15 protein-coding genes are annotated in these 15,941 nt (G+C 44.3%); 2 read left to right on the plus strand and 13 right to left on the minus strand.

Annotated features, from left to right (window positions below):
• Window positions 1–70: 70 nt before the first annotated feature.
• From FKV70_RS22075 to FKV70_RS22125, 11 genes are all read right to left on the minus strand, one after another.
• A complete protein-coding gene (locus tag FKV70_RS22075) occupies window positions 71–1,117 on the minus strand; it encodes a FecCD family ABC transporter permease (protein WP_142614492.1) in 1,047 nt (348 codons plus the stop codon).
• 1 nt (window position 1,118) lies between these two features.
• Entirely contained in the window at window positions 1,119–2,183 is a 1,065-nt protein-coding gene (locus FKV70_RS22080; RefSeq protein WP_142614494.1) for a FecCD family ABC transporter permease, read from the minus strand.
• Window positions 2,184–2,600: 417 nt separating this feature from the next.
• Window positions 2,601–2,888 carry an ABC transporter substrate-binding protein gene (locus FKV70_RS26760; protein ID WP_244310809.1) on the minus strand — a complete coding sequence of 96 codons (288 nt, stop codon included), beginning with the start codon at window positions 2,886–2,888 and terminating at the stop codon, window positions 2,601–2,603.
• Between the two features lie 28 nt (window positions 2,889–2,916).
• Window positions 2,917–4,632, minus strand: a complete 1,716-nt coding sequence (locus FKV70_RS22090; protein WP_142614496.1) for an ABC transporter ATP-binding protein — start codon at window positions 4,630–4,632, stop codon at window positions 2,917–2,919.
• 32 nt (window positions 4,633–4,664) lie between these two features.
• Entirely contained in the window at window positions 4,665–5,672 is a 1,008-nt protein-coding gene (locus tag FKV70_RS22095; protein WP_142614498.1) for an ABC transporter substrate-binding protein, read from the minus strand.
• Between the two features lie 216 nt (window positions 5,673–5,888).
• A complete protein-coding gene (rbsB, locus tag FKV70_RS22100; protein ID WP_063210570.1) occupies window positions 5,889–6,809 on the minus strand; it encodes a ribose ABC transporter substrate-binding protein RbsB in 921 nt (306 codons plus the stop codon).
• Between the two features lie 34 nt (window positions 6,810–6,843).
• Window positions 6,844–7,812, minus strand: coding sequence for a ribose ABC transporter permease RbsC (rbsC, locus tag FKV70_RS22105; protein WP_063210572.1), 969 nt, complete (start codon window positions 7,810–7,812; stop codon window positions 6,844–6,846).
• Between the two features lies 1 nt (window position 7,813).
• A complete protein-coding gene (locus FKV70_RS22110) occupies window positions 7,814–9,295 on the minus strand; it encodes a sugar ABC transporter ATP-binding protein (RefSeq protein ID WP_142614499.1) in 1,482 nt (493 codons plus the stop codon).
• A 30-nt stretch (window positions 9,296–9,325) separates the two neighbouring features.
• Entirely contained in the window at window positions 9,326–9,760 is a 435-nt protein-coding gene (rbsD, locus tag FKV70_RS22115) for a D-ribose pyranase (protein ID WP_142614501.1), read from the minus strand.
• A complete protein-coding gene (gene rbsK / locus FKV70_RS22120) occupies window positions 9,760–10,638 on the minus strand; it encodes a ribokinase (RefSeq protein WP_142614504.1) in 879 nt (292 codons plus the stop codon). Before rbsK ends, rbsD begins: the two co-directional genes overlap by 1 nt.
• Window positions 10,631–11,659 (minus strand): LacI family DNA-binding transcriptional regulator, encoded by a 1,029-nt coding sequence (locus tag FKV70_RS22125; protein ID WP_142614506.1) that lies wholly within the window; start codon window positions 11,657–11,659, stop codon window positions 10,631–10,633. Before FKV70_RS22125 ends, rbsK begins: the two co-directional genes overlap by 8 nt.
• A gap of 211 nt (window positions 11,660–11,870) precedes the next feature.
• On the opposite strand from FKV70_RS22125, the gene FKV70_RS22130 reads away from it, so the two are divergent.
• Window positions 11,871–12,599, plus strand: coding sequence for a DsbA family oxidoreductase (locus FKV70_RS22130; protein ID WP_142614509.1), 729 nt, complete (start codon window positions 11,871–11,873; stop codon window positions 12,597–12,599).
• A 91-nt stretch (window positions 12,600–12,690) separates the two neighbouring features.
• Here FKV70_RS22130 and FKV70_RS22135 read toward each other — a convergent pair whose 3' ends face one another.
• Both FKV70_RS22135 and FKV70_RS22140 read right to left on the minus strand, forming a co-directional pair.
• Window positions 12,691–13,479, minus strand: coding sequence for an SDR family oxidoreductase (locus FKV70_RS22135; protein WP_142614511.1), 789 nt, complete (start codon window positions 13,477–13,479; stop codon window positions 12,691–12,693).
• Between the two features lie 161 nt (window positions 13,480–13,640).
• The gene (locus FKV70_RS22140) at window positions 13,641–14,552 is read right to left on the minus strand and encodes a copper amine oxidase N-terminal domain-containing protein (protein ID WP_142614513.1); all 912 of its coding nucleotides are present in this window, start codon (window positions 14,550–14,552) and stop codon (window positions 13,641–13,643) included.
• A gap of 240 nt (window positions 14,553–14,792) precedes the next feature.
• Between FKV70_RS22140 and FKV70_RS22145 the strand changes: the two genes are divergently transcribed.
• A complete protein-coding gene (locus FKV70_RS22145; RefSeq protein WP_142614515.1) occupies window positions 14,793–15,710 on the plus strand; it encodes an AEC family transporter in 918 nt (305 codons plus the stop codon).
• The last annotated feature ends 231 nt before the right edge of the window (window positions 15,711–15,941 follow it).

Raw genomic sequence — 15,941 nt, forward strand, 5'->3', positions numbered from 1 at the left:
GCTGCTACATCAAATAAAAAAATAACCTTCAGCCCCACTGCCTCAGTGGTGTAGAAGGTTATTTTTTATGTTATCCCTTGGAGCGACTCAGCAAATATAAGAAGTATGGCGCACCTATGATGGCTACAATCAAGCCCGTCGGAATTTCTTTCTGTAAAGGTAAGGATCGTGTGATCGTATCTGCAACGAGCACCAAGAGTGCTCCGACTAAAGCACAGGTTATCAGCAGCATTTTATGCTTTGGCCCTACCAGCTTTCTTGCCAAATGCGGAGCCACCAATCCTACAAAACCGATTCCGCCACTAACCGACACACTTGAACTGGCCAGTCCAACCGCAGCAGCCAGGAGGAGAATACGTTCCTTTTCGATAGGTGTACCTAACCCGGATGCCGTCTGATCCCCTAGATTAAGTACATTCATCACATTCGCTTTATAGTATGCAAAAGGAAGCAATACAAGCAGCCAAGGCAGCAGAGCCATGACGAATTTCCAGTTAGAACCCCATATGCTTCCTGCTAACCAATTGGCTACAAATGTGTAGCTCTCAGGTGTCAATTTGAGAGTCATCATGATCATGGCAGCACTAATGCCCGCCGCTACCCCAATTCCGCTCAGCAATAGCCTTGTCGGAGAAATGCCTTCGCCTTTCTTATAAGAAAGAGCATAGATCAAAATAGCAGCCGCTCCCGATCCGATGAGTGCAAGAGCGGGAAGTAAAAATAATGAATTCATAGTTTGCATCGATGGGAAAAGCAATACAAACAGCATAACCATCAGCCCGGCGCCTGCATTAATCCCCAGAATACCAGGATCCGCCAGACTGTTGCGTGATACTCCCTGCATAATGCAACCGGAAACAGCCAAGCCTGCACCGATCAGAATGGAAATAACCATTCGCGGCAACCGGAATTCAAAGAGAATTAAATCCTGCTGTGGAGTCCCTTGTCCGAACAAGGTTTTAAAAAGCTCCATTGGCGATAGCCGGATCGTTCCCGTATTCGCGCTTACAGTGAATGCAGCAATGAGCAATACAAGCAAAATGATAACAACGATCCAATCATGGATTTTTTTACGGTGACTTGCGTTGGCAATAGCCCCATTTGCAACGTTACTCATCTTACAGTGCCCTCCTTTCTTTGCGTGCCAGATAAAGGAAGAATGGAACACCAATTAAGGCAATAAGTACGCCCACTGGTGTTTCCTCAGGTGCGTTAATCATACGGGCCGCCAGATCGGCAAACACGATAAGTAAGGCTCCCATAATAGCCGAACAAGGAATAATCCAGCGATAATCCACCCCAACCAATTTGCGCGTGATATGGGGGATAATCAACCCTACGAAACCTATAGAACCCACCAACGATACTGCGGCGCCTGCAAGAATCAATACGAGAATCATCCCTGCAACCTTAACCAGCCCAGTTCGCTGACCAAGACTCAATGCAATTTCATCGCCTAGACTAAGCAACGTAATAGAGCGTGATAGCATGAGAGCACCGATAAAAGCTGCCACAACCCACGGAACGACAATGCCTAGCTGAACCCACTTGGTCCCACTAAGTCCTCCAGCGTACCAAAAGGCCAAATCCTGTCCCACATTAAAGTATAAACTGATCGTATCTCCTAAGGCAGACAGCAACGCCGTGACAGCTGCACCTGCCAACACAAGACGAACTGGCGTAATACCTGATTTGGATATAGCGCTTGTACCGTAAACCATCCCAACCGCCAACGCTGCACCCACAAAAGAATACAACATTAATTTCAAAAAGGAAGTACCCGGAAAAAGAGCAAAGCAAATGGCCATCGCCAAGCTGGCACCTGAATTTAACCCAAGCAAGCCAGAGTCCGCAAGCGGATTGCGGGTCATCCCCTGCATAATGGCTCCTGCTACGGCAAAACAAACTCCGATTAACACACCACCCAGAATACGAGGTAGACGAATTTCCCATATAATTTGATGGCTTTGCAGCTCAGGATTAAAATGAAAGACGGCGTTCCAGACCTCTTCCAGTCTGATGGGGGCTGCACCAAATGATAAGGACAGAGCAATGCCGAATGCTAACAGTGCTAATCCGGCTGTCAGGATAAGCGAAGCCGCCCACGGCCGCGAGTGGAATGGAGCCCGGGGCTGGTTTTGATTACTTTGAGCAGGACTATCCGAAGATTCTGATAATTTCATAACTGTGGTTCACCCTTACTGTTGAATAGTATGTAGACTATCACGAAAACCTGTAGTGAAGATGATGCTTGATAATGAGAATTATTATCAAGCATCATCTTCACTATTGTAAATTAATGCGGCAACGGCTTCAATAACAAAATTCCGACGATTCTCTAATTGCTCTGCTATGTTGTAAAAAATAAAGCCCTTCGGCATAACTACCAAAGGGCTGCCAACATACTGAAGCAGTTACTTCTATGAGACATTCTCTTTATCCGCTGGACGATCATATCTGCTCAAATCCTTGTTAACCGTCAGGAAAGTGTAAGAGACAGCATATTGATTAATAACTTCCGAAGCTTCCATCACCGTGAAAGTATCTCCAGGTTGAACAATCCCCTTTAATTTGTCACGTGCAGCTTGCAATCGCTGATATTATTGGGCAAGCCACGTTTTGGCTTCCTGCTCTTTTCCCAGCAGCTCACCAAATGCTGTCAGTTCCTCATGCACATTCTTGTACGTTCCATAAGGAATAACTAGGGTTGGAGCAATTTTACTGTATTTCTCATAATCCGAAGCATCTTTGGAAGCAATCAGAATCATATCCGGCTGTAAAGCCAATACTTTTCCAATGGATACACTACCACGATTTCCCATACTTTCAATACCCTGTACAAAACCCTTCGAGAACGGATTATCCAGATAGTATTTCACACTTCCCACGGGTTTAATTCCTAGTGCTAGTCGTCGCTTACGTTCCATACTGAGCTTGGTGCAGACGGCTATACGCACCTTTTACGGCCATTAATTCTTCATGTTTTCCTTGCTCGGCAATCCCTTGATCTGCAACAACAATAATGCGATCAGCATTTTTGATCGTTGCCAGACGATGTGCAATCACGAGTGTCGTGCGACCTTGAGATAGCTCTGTCAGGGCCTGCTGAATTGCAGCTTCTGTCTCTGTATCCAATGCCGATGTCGCTTCATCCAAAATAAGAACGGGCGGATTTTTCAGAAACATTCGGGCAATGGATAAACGTTGCTTTTGACCACCGGACAGCTTTACGCCTCGCTCACCGATCATCGTATCCAGCCCTTCTGGATACGATCGAACAAGATCTTCAATTTGGGCTCGACGGGCTGCATCCCAGATTTCATTTTTTGAAGCATCAAGTTTCCCGTAAGCGATATTTTCACGAATCGTTCCATCAAAGAGGAATACATCCTGCTGTACAATACCAATCATGGATCGCAGCGAATCCAGCTTCATTTCGCGGATATCCATACCGTCAATCGTAATTCTGCCTTCCTCGACATCATAAAAGCGGGGCAGCAAGCTGCAAAGTGTCGTTTTACCTGCTCCAGAAGGACCCACAAGCGCTACGGTTTCTCCCGCATGTATGGATAGGTCTACTCCACGTAGTACCTTGTCTTTATTTTCATAGCCAAATGTTACACCTTCAAATTGAATATCTCCGTTGAGGTGCTTAACGGTCTTCGCGCCTGACAGATCCTCTACGTCAGATTCACTTTCCAGCAAATCCAGGTAGCGGCGGAAGCCGGCGATTCCTTTAGGATACGTTTCAATAACAGAGTTAATTTGTTTGATAGGTGCGAGAAACACATTAGACAGCATTACAAATGCGATAAATTCTCCATAGGACATCTGTCCCTCTATAACAAACCATGTTCCACATACAAGCACAAACAATGAGACCAGCTTCATCAGAATAAAGCTGATTGAAGAATTCCATGCCATTATGCGATAAGCGATTAGCTTTGTTTTACGAAACCGTCCATTATTCTCAGCAAAACGCTCCATTTCATGTGCTTCGTTAGAAAATGCCTGAACAACGCGGATACCGCTAACGTTATTTTCAATCCGGGCGTTGTAATCCGCAATATCAGAAAACATACGATGGAAAGCTGCATTCATTTTGCGGCTAAAATACAAAGACAGGTAAATCATCAATGGAACAATAATAAATGTCAGCACAGCTAATTTCCAGTTAATGCTGAGCATAATACCGAAAGCCCCGCCCAGAGTCATCAGTGCAATGAACAAATCCTCAGGTCCGTGGTGGGCAATTTCTCCGATATCCATCAGATCGTTGGTCATGCGCGAGACCAGGTGCCCTGTTTTGTTATTATCAAAAAAGCGAAAGGATTGCTTTTGTACTCGATCAAACAGCTTTTTACGCATGTCTGATTCAATGTTAATTCCCAGTTTGTGTCCCCAATAGGTAACGACATAATTCAATCCGGCGCTTACAGCATAAATCCCAAGCAGAGCTAGACAGGCAAATAAAATCCATTTCCAGTTTCCGCTGGGTAGCAAATCATCAACTACCCGATTGACTGCAAGCGGAAAAGCCAACTCCAGCAGAGCAGCTAGGATGGCGCAAGTAAAATCAATGATAAACAACGTCCGGTAAGGACGGTAATACTCGAAAAATCGTCTAAGCATATCCCTTCTCCCTTCTTATTCATTGAACTCATTTATTTAGTACCCGCGGTAAGCATCTTGATAGCTTCATCCAGTGATTGATCGATAGCCAGTGGTGAGTAGGTAAACCACGGATCAGCCTTGATGAAATACACTTTGTGGTTTTTGACAGCCGGGAGATTTCTCCACAGCGCACTTTGTTCAATTTCCTTCAACATCCCATCCGTAGTCGCTTCATCGTAAACCAGCATAATAATACGATCCCCTGACAGTTCAGGCAGCTTTTCCATCGAGATGCTATCGTATACAAAGTTATACTTCGGGTCCTTTGCGAGCTTTTGACGTATGTACTCTGGAGGATTCAATTTCAGTGAACGGTAGATGACATGTCCTACATTTCGCGCTCCGTACACTCTTAGCGCGTTCTTACCGTAGGTCATATAAATGGTAACCGTTTCATCTTTTTTGAATTTTCCAGCCAGCTTCTTTCGGCTTTCTTCAGCCTTTTTGTTGAAATTAGCGATCCACTGCTCGGCTTCCTTGTCTTTACCCAGCACGGCTGCGACATCCTGCAGTTGCTTAAATACATCCCCACCTCCAAACGAAACAGACACGGTTGGGGCAATTTTCTCCAGCTGCTCTTTCACTTCTGGCGTGGTATCTTCCGTTGCTATGATTAGATCAGGTTGTAGCTCCAGTACCTTTTCCACATTCGTCGGGTTCCCAATATCAGCAATCCCGTCTATCTTACCTTTTAAGTAGTCGCCTTCTAATACATGAGAAGCAGCCCCTACTGGCTTCACACCTAGAGCCAGCATCGCGTCCAAGTATTGTGTCGTGACGACTCGCTGTGGATTTGCAGGAATGTTGATCTTTTGGCCAGTGGCATCCACATATTCGCGCATGGCAACCGCTTGGGATTGCCCGTTAAGCGTATCCGTTCCGCTCTTTTCATTGGTCTGATTGTTACTAACTGTGCTTCCGCATGCAGCCAATACAAGCATCAAAAAACTGACAAGACCAAGCGTGATTCCTATTTTTAAGCTGTACTTTTGTTGCAAAATATTAGTCCTCCTTAGTTACATGCATTTATGAAATGATAGTGATTCTCATTATCATACAATTGTTATTCTATCTTTTACCGTCCCTTCTTACAATACAAAAATTAAAAACTTCTTTTTATGTGTATATATCGCCCTCGTAAAACATCAAAAAAAGAACTGATGCATATTTTTGCATCAGTTCAAAAGTTAATATATTGGTTCACGTGCTCGTTTTTATTTAGATTGATCTACTAGCTCCAATTTGGCGGGAATGGATTTTTTAACGGTTTTACCTTGAAGTACATCCTTGGCTGCTTGCACTGCCAATTGTCCAATCAGCTCAGGTTGCTGAGCCACGGTGGCGGTCAGTTTACCTTCCTTAATAGATTTAAGCGCATCCTCGTTACCGTCAAAGCCAATGACTGGAATTTTCTTACCAGAGCTTTGAATCGCTTCAATCGCTCCCAATGCCATTTCATCATTGTGGGCAAATACAGCCTGAACGTCCGGGTTACCTTGCAGTAGATTTTCCATTACATTCAAACCTTTGGTCCGATCGAAATCAGCCGATTGCTTGGCAATGACCTTCAGGTCCTTATCAGCTACTTCATGGAAGCCTTTCCCGCGTTCGCGGGTAGCCGATGCACCTGGGACGCCTTCCAGCTCAATGACCTTGGCCCCTTTTCCGACTTGATCAATTACGTATCTGGCTGCCATCCGTCCTCCTTCGACGTTGTCGGAAGCAACGAGTGCTTTGACATCTCCTTTATCAGCAGAACGGTCCAGCGTAATTACCGGAATGTGCAATGCATTTGCTGATTGTACCACTGTAGAGATCGCCGATGAATCTGTCGGATTAATAAGTAACGCGTTCACTCCCTGTTGGATCAGATCATCCACGTCATTACTTTGTTTTGCAGAATCATTTTGTGCATCGACCACAATAACCTGCAATCCTTGCTTTTTGGCCTCTGCCACAACTCCGTCTTTGAGAGAAACGAAAAATGGATTATTCAGCGTTGAGATCGACAAGCCGATTTTAATGTCCTTCAGGTTTGCAGCAGCTTTAGGTTTCGCCCATTCGGGCGGCTCCAGGGAACACCCTGTCATGAGCAGGAGCAGCAAGGCAGTCATGATTAATGTAAGCTTTTTCATATTTGTGTGTCTCCTTCTACGCAGATTAGGTGTATTATGCAGATTTTTTACGGTCAATCAATACTGCAATAGCAATGACGATCCCTTTTACGACCATTTGATAAAAAGAGTTAACCCCCAGCAAATTCAAGCCGTTGTTTAGGGTACCAATGATAAGCACACCAATTAATGTACCTACAATTCGTCCACGTCCTCCCGAAAGGCTAGTTCCACCTAGTACGACAGCCGCAATGGCATCCAATTCATAAGAAGTACCCGCTGTCGGCTGTGCCGAGTTCAAACGTGAGGTCAAGATAGCACCTGCCAATGCAGACAGCATTCCAGCCAAAGAGTAAATCCAAATTTTCACACGTGGTACTTTAATACCGGATACAATCGAAGCTTTCTCATTACCGCCGATGGCATACGTTTTGCGTCCGAATGGTGTTTTATGCAAAATGATCCACAGGACAGCAAAGGTAATGAGCATCGTAATCGCCGGAACCGGAATGCCAAACTGGTAGCCACGACCAAACAATTGAAACACCAAACTGTCTCCAAGTCCCGTAATAGGGTTACCGTTGGTATAAACCAGGGTTAATCCTCTAAAAATAGTCATAGTTGCGAGTGTGGCAATAAACGGAGCCATTTTACCTTTGGTAATCATCAAGCCGTTGACCATACCCATTACGCCACCCAATGCACAACCAATGATAATTGCCAGAATGGGGTCGAAGCCGGCCAGCATCATATTTGCGACAAACGCACTGGATAGTGCTAATATGGAGCCGACGGACAAGTCTATTCCGCCTGTAAGAATAACGAAGGTCATACCAAACGCAATCAATGCATTAATAGAAACCTGGCGCAACAGATTCAAAATATTAAGCGGTTCCAAAAAGCTGGGATTTAAGGCCGATACAATAATCACCAAAATAATGAGTCCCAACAACGGGCCAAGCTTCTGTGTGATTTGTGATATTTGGATGCCTTTGCTACCTTTTGCTTCATTCATAGTTGTCATATTACTGTCCTCCTGTAGCTAGCGTCATAATATTTTCTTGTGTGGCTTCTTCCCTGCTCAGCTCTCCGCTGATCTTTCCCTCGTGCACCACGACAATACGATCACTCATGCCGAGTATCTCAGGAAGTTCTGAGGATACCATAATAATCGCGACCCCACGTTCGGTCAGTTCGTTCATCAACTGGTAGATTTCCCGTTTAGCTCCCACATCCACGCCTCTTGTCGGCTCGTCCAGAATGAGCACATTGGGACCGATCCCCACCCATTTGGCAATAACCACCTTTTGCTGGTTGCCGCCTGACAAACTGCCAACTCTTGCTTCAGCCGATTGCGTTTTTATTTGTAAGCGCTTAATTAATGTGTTAACAAAATCCAGCTCTTTTTTGCCTGAAATAAATCCTTTTGAAGTAAAACTGAACAGATTCGTCAGCACCATGTTTTCCCGAATGGAAAAGTCCCGCACTAAGCCCTCATCTTTTCGGTCTTCTGTAATAAAGCCAATGCCTAGTTTCACCGCATCATCCGGCTTGCGAATAGACACCTTTTTCCCTCGTACGTGTATCTCACCACTGTCCAAGGCATCTAGTCCAAATAACGACCGCATGATCTCAGTGCGTCCCGAGCCCATTAAGCCTGAAAAACCTACAATTTCCCCAGAGCGTACAGTAAAATTCACATTTTCAAATAGACCTTGGTGTGATGCATTTTTGACCTCCAGCACCACTTCACCCAAAGCAGGCGTTCTTACCGGGTAGCGTTCAGTCAGCTCTCTACCAACCATTTTCCGTACGACCTCATCAAAGCTCGTGTCAGGGATCGCTTGAGTATCTACGGTTTTTCCATCACGCATAATGGTAATCCGATCACAGATTGTGAATATCTCCTCCATCCGATGGGAAATATACACAATTGAAACACCATCTTTTTTCAAGGAGTTGATAACCTCGAACAGCTTTTGAATCTCCCGTTCGGTTAAGGCTGCTGTTGGTTCATCCATTACGATCACTTTAGCATCCGTCATGAGTGCCTTGGCTATTTCAATCATTTGCTGTTGACCCACTGAGCACTCGCCTGCTTCACCATTTAAAGGAAGGTTTACTGAAAGCTTGCTAAATTGCTCGTTTGCTAACGCTTTCATTTTAGAGCTATCTAACAATCCCCACTTGGAAGTCATCTCCTTGCCAATAAACAGATTTTCCAACACCGTCATCTCCGGCCATACATTCAGTTCCTGGTGAATAAAAGCAATCCCTTTTTGCTCCGCTTCCTTAGGGTTGGCAAAATAGGTTTCCTGACCGTCAATAATGATCGTTCCCTCATCTCGGCGATGCAGTCCGATTAAAATATTCATTAGCGTTGATTTACCTGCACCATTTTCACCCATGAGAGCATGTACTTCTCCTTCACGGAGATCAAAGTCAACACCACTCAGTACCTGATTGGCTCCAAAGGCTTTGTGAATTCCTTTCATTTGAATCTGCATACTGTCCCCCCCTTTTTCATTCACATTAATTTACCCAAAATGAACTCCTGCCTGTAAAATACAATTGGCAAACGGCGTAGCCTCTCCTGTACGTATGACAGCTTTGGCTTGCCGGGTTAATTCCTTAAATTGTTCATGCGAGCAAAACTCAATGACGGCAGTCGGCTCAGGAATCTGTGAATGCTCTAGTTGCTCCTCTGTAAAGGTATTCATAATATACTGGAATGCTGGTTTATTTTCTTGTTTGATTTCTTCGGCCAGGGTTACTTTTTCAATCACCATGTCTGCGGCAATAACATCAACAACGTCCTGAAAGGACGGAACTCCCAGTTTCAGCGCCAAATCAATTTTGGTAACGCCTTCAGGAACAGGTAGGCCGGCATCAGCCACGACAATAAAGTCGGTGTGGCCGAGATCCGTTAGTATTTTGGAGATATGACTATTTAAGATTCCATGTTTCTTCATTATAATTGTTCCTCCACTTCACGACGGGTTGGCATTCCACCTTGTGCTCCAAATTTGGTAACGGACAAGGACGCAGCACGATTAGCAAATTTCACACTGTCTGCCAGTGATTTTCCTTCAGCTAGCGCCACCGCAAAAGCAGCGTTGAAAGTATCTCCTGCACCTGTTGTGTCAATGGCTTCTACCTTGTAAGTGGGGACTACAACTTCCTGTTCTCCGTCGAAAAACCGTACACCATTGCTGCCTTCCGTTACAAACAACTTATTCGGATATTTGCGCAAGGCTTCCTGAAGGCTCATATCCCTAAACATGATGGCAGCTTCGTGCTCGTTTGGCGTAATGTAGGTTGCATTGGCAATTACGCTTTCTTCCACCTCACGAGCTGGAGCAGGATTCAGCAACAAGGGGACCTGATACTTCGCACAAATTTCGCTTACATAGACAACGGTCTCCGCCGGTATTTCCTGTTGGATTAACACAATATCCGAATTTCGAATGACTTCAAGCGCTTCTTCCACGTAAGTAGGCGTAACTTCGTTATTTGCTGCTTTTACCACGACAATACTGTTATCACCCTCGGCCAGCGTGATGTGCGCTGTACCGCTTTCCATATGTGTAACCGGTTTCACATGGCTAATATGAACATGATTCTCTTCAAAATTGCGTAAAATATGTTGTCCAAAATGGTCATCCCCTACACGTCCAATCATCGTAACATCCGCGCCGAGTCGTGCTGCGGCTACTGCCTGATTGGCTCCTTTACCTCCAGGTACTGTTTTAAAGCTTTCTCCCAGTACGGTTTCACCAGCACCGGGACGCTTGGACGAAGTCACTACGAGGTCCATCGAACTGCTTCCGATAACGGAAATTTTAGCCATTATAATCCACCTTTCTCGTCGTTTCCCGTTCGATAAATTTGACGGGCAATTGTATGCTTGAATAGGTAAGTACTTTCGTATGAAGATTAGGTACACTTGATTTCGACGCTTGCGCCTGTTCAATCAACTGAATGAGCAGACCTGCCGCCTCCCAGCCCATTTCATAAGCAGGCTGTCTGATCGTTGATAATGGCGGAAATAGCAAGCTGCTTAATGGTATATCATCAAACCCGATAATTTGAACATCATCAGGGATTTTTTTTCCTAATCGATGTGCCTCATGCATCACCGCGGTAGCTACAATGTCGTTACTGGCAATAACTCCGTCGGTATCCGGGTACTTGCTGAACAGCTCTTTGGCCCACGATTCAGCATCCTTGAAGGAAAAGGACGTTGTCTCGACGACATGATAAGCAATACCGGAATACTGAAGCTCTTCCACCGCCCCGCGGAAACGATCTTGTGCTGGACGAATATGAGCAGGACCCTGTATGACTGTTATTCGTCTGCTGCCACGAGCAACTATGGCCTGAGCAGCCAAGCGACCGCCATGAGCTCCATCCGCATAAACGGAGAGACTATCACTGGAAGTCCGATCGAGAAAAACGACTGGTATTTTCAGTTTGGCGTAACAGTCAGCAGTAGGATCATTGGTAGATGAAATAACCCCAACCACATTATTCTGAACAAAAGTATCCATGTAATCTAATTCTTTTTGGCGATCTTCATCACTATTACCGAAGATAATCCGAAAATCATTTTCCTGCATTCGATCCTCCACCCCACGAGCCAACAAGGGAAAGTAAGGGTTTGTAATATCCGGCAGCAGCAGACCGATTAATCTGGATTTCTTTTTATACAGAGAACGTGCAACTTCATTAGGCTTGTAATTTAGCTGCTTCACCGCAGCTTCAACCTTTCGCCGTGTATCCTCATGGACATATCCAGTTTCATTAATAACTCTGGATACGGTCGCTACAGAAACACCTGCAAAACTAGCTACCTGCTTAATTGTTGTCATATTGTAGGCTCAACTCCATTTGTGTAACCGGTTACAGATATAAAATATCACAGCATTTATTTTTTGACAAGTATTAATTATTTGCAAGTCGAATACTTTAGCCGTATAATTCTTTTTGTAACTAATTAAGTTTCACCTTTTCACTACTCTAAAGTAGGTTGATTCACCCCAGTTGCTCAATAAAATATGTATACATGGAGGCATTTCCCTAATGAATATCGAAGTTTGGTCTGATTATATGTGTCCGTTCTGCTATATTGGCAAACGCCGCTTGGAGCAAGTCCTACAGCAGTTCCCACACCGCGATGAAGTTCAATTGACATTCAAGAGTTTTGAATTGAACCCTAACGCTGTGAAAGATAGTGGTAAAACGATTAATGAAGAACTATCAACAAAATATGGTGTCAGCCTGCAAGAGGCTCATGCCATGAATGATCGCATGACCGAAAACGCACGTTCTGCGGGCCTGGAGTACAATATTCATGCCATGGTGCCGACAAACTCTCTTGATGCTCACCGTCTAACGCATTGGGCCCACACACAAGGCAAAATGCTGGAACTAAGCGAGCGTTTATTTCAGGCCGTCTTTATGGAAGGCAAGCATACTGGGGACCGTGAAGTGCTGGCATCGTTGGCAGCCGAGGTTGGTTTGGATCATAACGAAGCCGCTGCTATTTTAGCCAGTGACCGCTTTACAGATGAAGTTAGAGCTGATGAAGCTGAAGGTGCTAAGTTAGGCGTACAGGGTGTGCCATTCTTTGTATTTGATCGAAAATTCGCTGTTTCTGGTGCTCAGCCGGAGGAGGTATTCCACGATGCGCTTCAAAAAGCATGGGATGAACGTTCACCTTTCACTATGATCAGCGGCAGCTCGTCCAAACAGGATGCAGGTGGTGTATGTACCGATGAGGGTTGCGAGCTTCCAAGCCGTGAGAGCTGATCAGTCAGCGAATTCAACTTCACTCTAAACAACTTATAAAAAAGAAGCGTGCCACCACCCATTTTAAACCTGATGCCGGCACGCTTCTTTTTTATAATGATTTAATCATGCCACCGTCCACAAGAATGGTGCTGCCAGTCAAATAGGATGAAGCCGACGACGCCAGAAAAGCAATGACTTTACCAAACTCTTCAGGCTCTCCGTATCTTCCAAGTGGAATGTCCTCTTCTGCTTGTTTGCGAACTTGATCCGTCGTCTGATGAGATTTTTCAGCTCGATGCTCGTCCAAGCTGCGTACGCGATCGGTTGCAATTCTCCCTGGTGCTACAGTATGTACCAGAATATTATAAGGGGCTAATTCCATTGACAATGTTTTCGCCAATCCAGTGACCCCGGTGCGTAGTGTGTTGGAAATAATCAGGCCTGGAATCGGCTGCTTAACGGATGAGGAGGCGATATTCAAAATTCTACCGCTTTGTTGTTTTTTCATGTAGGGTAACACCTCACGGATCAACCGGATATGACTAAGTAAATTTTGCTCAAAGGCCTGCATCCATACTTCATCTGTAAAATCATCAAAGGTGCCCGCGGGAGGACCGCCCGCATTGTTGACCAAAATATCAACGGTGCCAAACCAATCAACTGTACGGCGGATAGCCTGGGAAATATGTTCAGGCTTGGTAACATCACAAACTACATATTCAACGCGACCACTCGCTGTTTCCTGTAATTCAGCCTGCGTCCGCTGAAGCTCTGCTTCATTTCGTCGTGAAATAACAACATTTGCACCCTCACGTGCCAATTCACGTGCGCTTGCCTTGCCAAGTCCTTTATTTGAACCTGCAACAAAGGCTGCTTTCCCCGTTAATCCTAAATCCATCTATGACACTCCCTTTTCTTAGATATATAAAATTTAATTGTACACATGACCGGCATATAATGCGAATAGCTCGGCACAAAATAGGAAAGCAAAACAAAAAAAGGACCTGACATTCAGTCAGGCGCCCTTTCTGTATATACCATTTTTTTGTTGGCAGTACGTTATAATGCTTCCGATGTTGTCGGCTGCTCATATACAACAACGGACTGACTCTCAGGCTCCCATTTAACATTCGCCCCTAGCGCCTCTCCGATTACCCTTACAGGTACCATTGTGGTTCCGTCCTCTATGGATGCTGGCTGCTCGATAGAATACGGCTGGCCGTTAATATATGCTTTGGCACTATTTACGAATAATTTGACGGAAACACCGTTACGAGTGACAGTAACTGCCTTTTCCTTCGGATCCCAGGAAACCTTGGCATCCAAAGCCTCTGAAGCTGTTCGGAACGGTACAAGTGTGGTACCATTGCGGTTAATCGGTTCGGCATTGTACTTTTTACCATTTACAAACAGCTTCATACCTGATGACCGTCCAGCCTTCTTCGAGAATACATCCAGCTTTTTATAGCTTTCCAGATTGGACACATCAGCCAATACTGCCTCCTCCTGCATGTAAACGGCATCTGTTACATTTCCGTTTTCAGCCAGTAGCTCAGCAGCCTTGGTTAAAGCTTTGTCAGAATTGCGGATCAATTCAAGTTCAGTTACCTGCTCCGGAGTCAAACGTTCCGGATATTTGGTAAGCAGCAGATTCGCAATAACCGCTCCTGCCGGCTTATCTTTTGTATTTTCTACTGCATGAAGCAGACCATTATACCCGTTGTGTCCCTTGCGATCATGATGATCTTTGGACTCGACGTATGTATCGTCCGTTACTGCAACAGGGCTATTCTTTTTGATTTCATCGTGTTTTTCTTTTTTACTGCTCTTTTCATTCCGGTCTTTGTCAGACATCTTTGCTTCCTGTTTGTTCTCATGATCCTTTCCATGCCCCTGTTTGGCTTCAGCGACTCCCGCTGTCAGTCCCAGGACCAGTATACAAGCTAATAAAGTTGTCCATGTGTTTCTCATGATGCGATTCCTCCTTGTAGTTAAAGACCAGGTTGATTTGTAACCTACATATATTAACGGCTTCTACAAGCTAAATATGAAGTCCTTTTTAACTAGTGTTGCATTAGTAGAGGCTGTTGGCTAATCCATTACAATAAATTTTATTATGCTCGGATCTATTTCCACAGTATAATGGAAAATGCACATGCATTTTATAGATTAATCTTTACATTCGCATCCTAGAAAGAAGAGGAGACAGACATGTTCGGCACCATTCTTTTAGACGTTGTTTTACCTATTTTTGTTCTAATTGGTTTTGGTTGTATCATGCAATATTTTTTCCGGCTGGATTTGTATACCTTAGCTAAAATCAATTTTTACTATATCACCCCTGCAGTTGTGTTTACTGGTCTTTATCACTCTGAAATTTCTTTAATTCTCATGGGTGAGGTTTCACTTTTTTATGCTCTTTACATAGCTATTTTGTACGTAATCAGCACTATTGTTGCCAGATCTCTGAAATACAGCCCCGGCATGCGTGGGGCTTTTACAAACAGTGTAATGTTGGATAATTCAGGGAATTATGGTCTGCCAATTAATCAGTTGGTGTTTAAAGGCGATCCTCTAGCCATATCCGTCCAGGCTCTGATTATGACCTTTCAAAGCTTTGTTACATTCACATACGGTACCTTTGTTGTACAAAATGGCAAGGCCAATACACGAAAAATTTTAATTAATTTTTTGAAAATGCCTGTACCCTATGCGCTTGTGCTAGGCTTGCTTCTAAATCTACTACACAGTCCATTGCCTAATTTACTCGCTGAGCCTTTAAATTATATTAGCCATTCGATGGTCGCAGTGGCTCTGCTTACTTTGGGAGCGCAAATTGTGCAGTACCCTTTCCATTTGCGCCGGACAGCCGTGTACATCAGTATGGTATTACGCCTGATTGCGGGTCCTATAGTTGGTTTTATGCTCGTGTTTTTCCTAGGTCTGAAAGGAATTCCCGCTCAAGCACTGCTCATTGCATCAGGTATGCCTACTGGCGTTAACACAAGTATTTTGGCAGAAGAGTATAAAAATGAAACCGATTTTGCGGCTCAGACCGTATTGCTTTCTACGATTGTGAATGTCATTACGATGACACTGTTAATTTCAGTATCCCGCCATCTTACTTGAGGTTTATGATCAATATAAGAATTAGATTTGTGCGCTTGTGTTTAAGGACATAAGCGTTTCTTTTTAAACAAAACTAGAACGTACGTTCTACTGATATCTTTTTTCTGTTTAAGGTGGTGTGTTTGTGTTCTGGAGATGGTATGCGAGAAGGAGTTTTTCATTATTATGAATTTTTCATATAGTGAAATAATCTTTTTTTTTAAAACTTTAACTCCCTACTCTTTCTGTTTT

The sequence above is a fragment of the Paenibacillus ottowii genome, assembly GCF_006874425.1.
GTDB lineage: Bacteria > Bacillota > Bacilli > Paenibacillales > Paenibacillaceae > Paenibacillus > Paenibacillus ottowii.

Bases quoted from the DNA above. Each gene is read 5' to 3' on its own strand.
- FKV70_RS22075 (WP_142614492.1), bottom strand. From the start codon at position 1,117: ATGAGTAACGTTGCAAATGGGGCTATTGCCAACGCAAGTCACCGTAAA.
- FKV70_RS22080 (WP_142614494.1), bottom strand. From the start codon at position 2,183: ATGAAATTATCAGAATCTTCGGATAGTCCTGCTCAAAGTAATCAAAAC.
- FKV70_RS22090 (WP_142614496.1), bottom strand. From the start codon at position 4,632: ATGCTTAGACGATTTTTCGAGTATTACCGTCCTTACCGGACGTTGTTT.
- rbsB (WP_063210570.1), bottom strand. From the start codon at position 6,809: ATGAAAAAGCTTACATTAATCATGACTGCCTTGCTGCTCCTGCTCATG.
- rbsC (WP_063210572.1), bottom strand. From the start codon at position 7,812: ATGACAACTATGAATGAAGCAAAAGGTAGCAAAGGCATCCAAATATCA.
- FKV70_RS22110 (WP_142614499.1), bottom strand. From the start codon at position 9,295: ATGCAGATTCAAATGAAAGGAATTCACAAAGCCTTTGGAGCCAATCAG.
- rbsD (WP_142614501.1), bottom strand. From the start codon at position 9,760: ATGAAGAAACATGGAATCTTAAATAGTCATATCTCCAAAATACTAACG.
- rbsK (WP_142614504.1), bottom strand. From the start codon at position 10,638: ATGGCTAAAATTTCCGTTATCGGAAGCAGTTCGATGGACCTCGTAGTG.
- FKV70_RS22125 (WP_142614506.1), bottom strand. From the start codon at position 11,659: ATGACAACAATTAAGCAGGTAGCTAGTTTTGCAGGTGTTTCTGTAGCG.
- FKV70_RS22130 (WP_142614509.1), top strand. From the start codon at position 11,871: ATGAATATCGAAGTTTGGTCTGATTATATGTGTCCGTTCTGCTATATT.
- FKV70_RS22135 (WP_142614511.1), bottom strand. From the start codon at position 13,479: ATGGATTTAGGATTAACGGGGAAAGCAGCCTTTGTTGCAGGTTCAAAT.
- FKV70_RS22140 (WP_142614513.1), bottom strand. From the start codon at position 14,552: ATGAGAAACACATGGACAACTTTATTAGCTTGTATACTGGTCCTGGGA.
- FKV70_RS22145 (WP_142614515.1), top strand. From the start codon at position 14,793: ATGTTCGGCACCATTCTTTTAGACGTTGTTTTACCTATTTTTGTTCTA.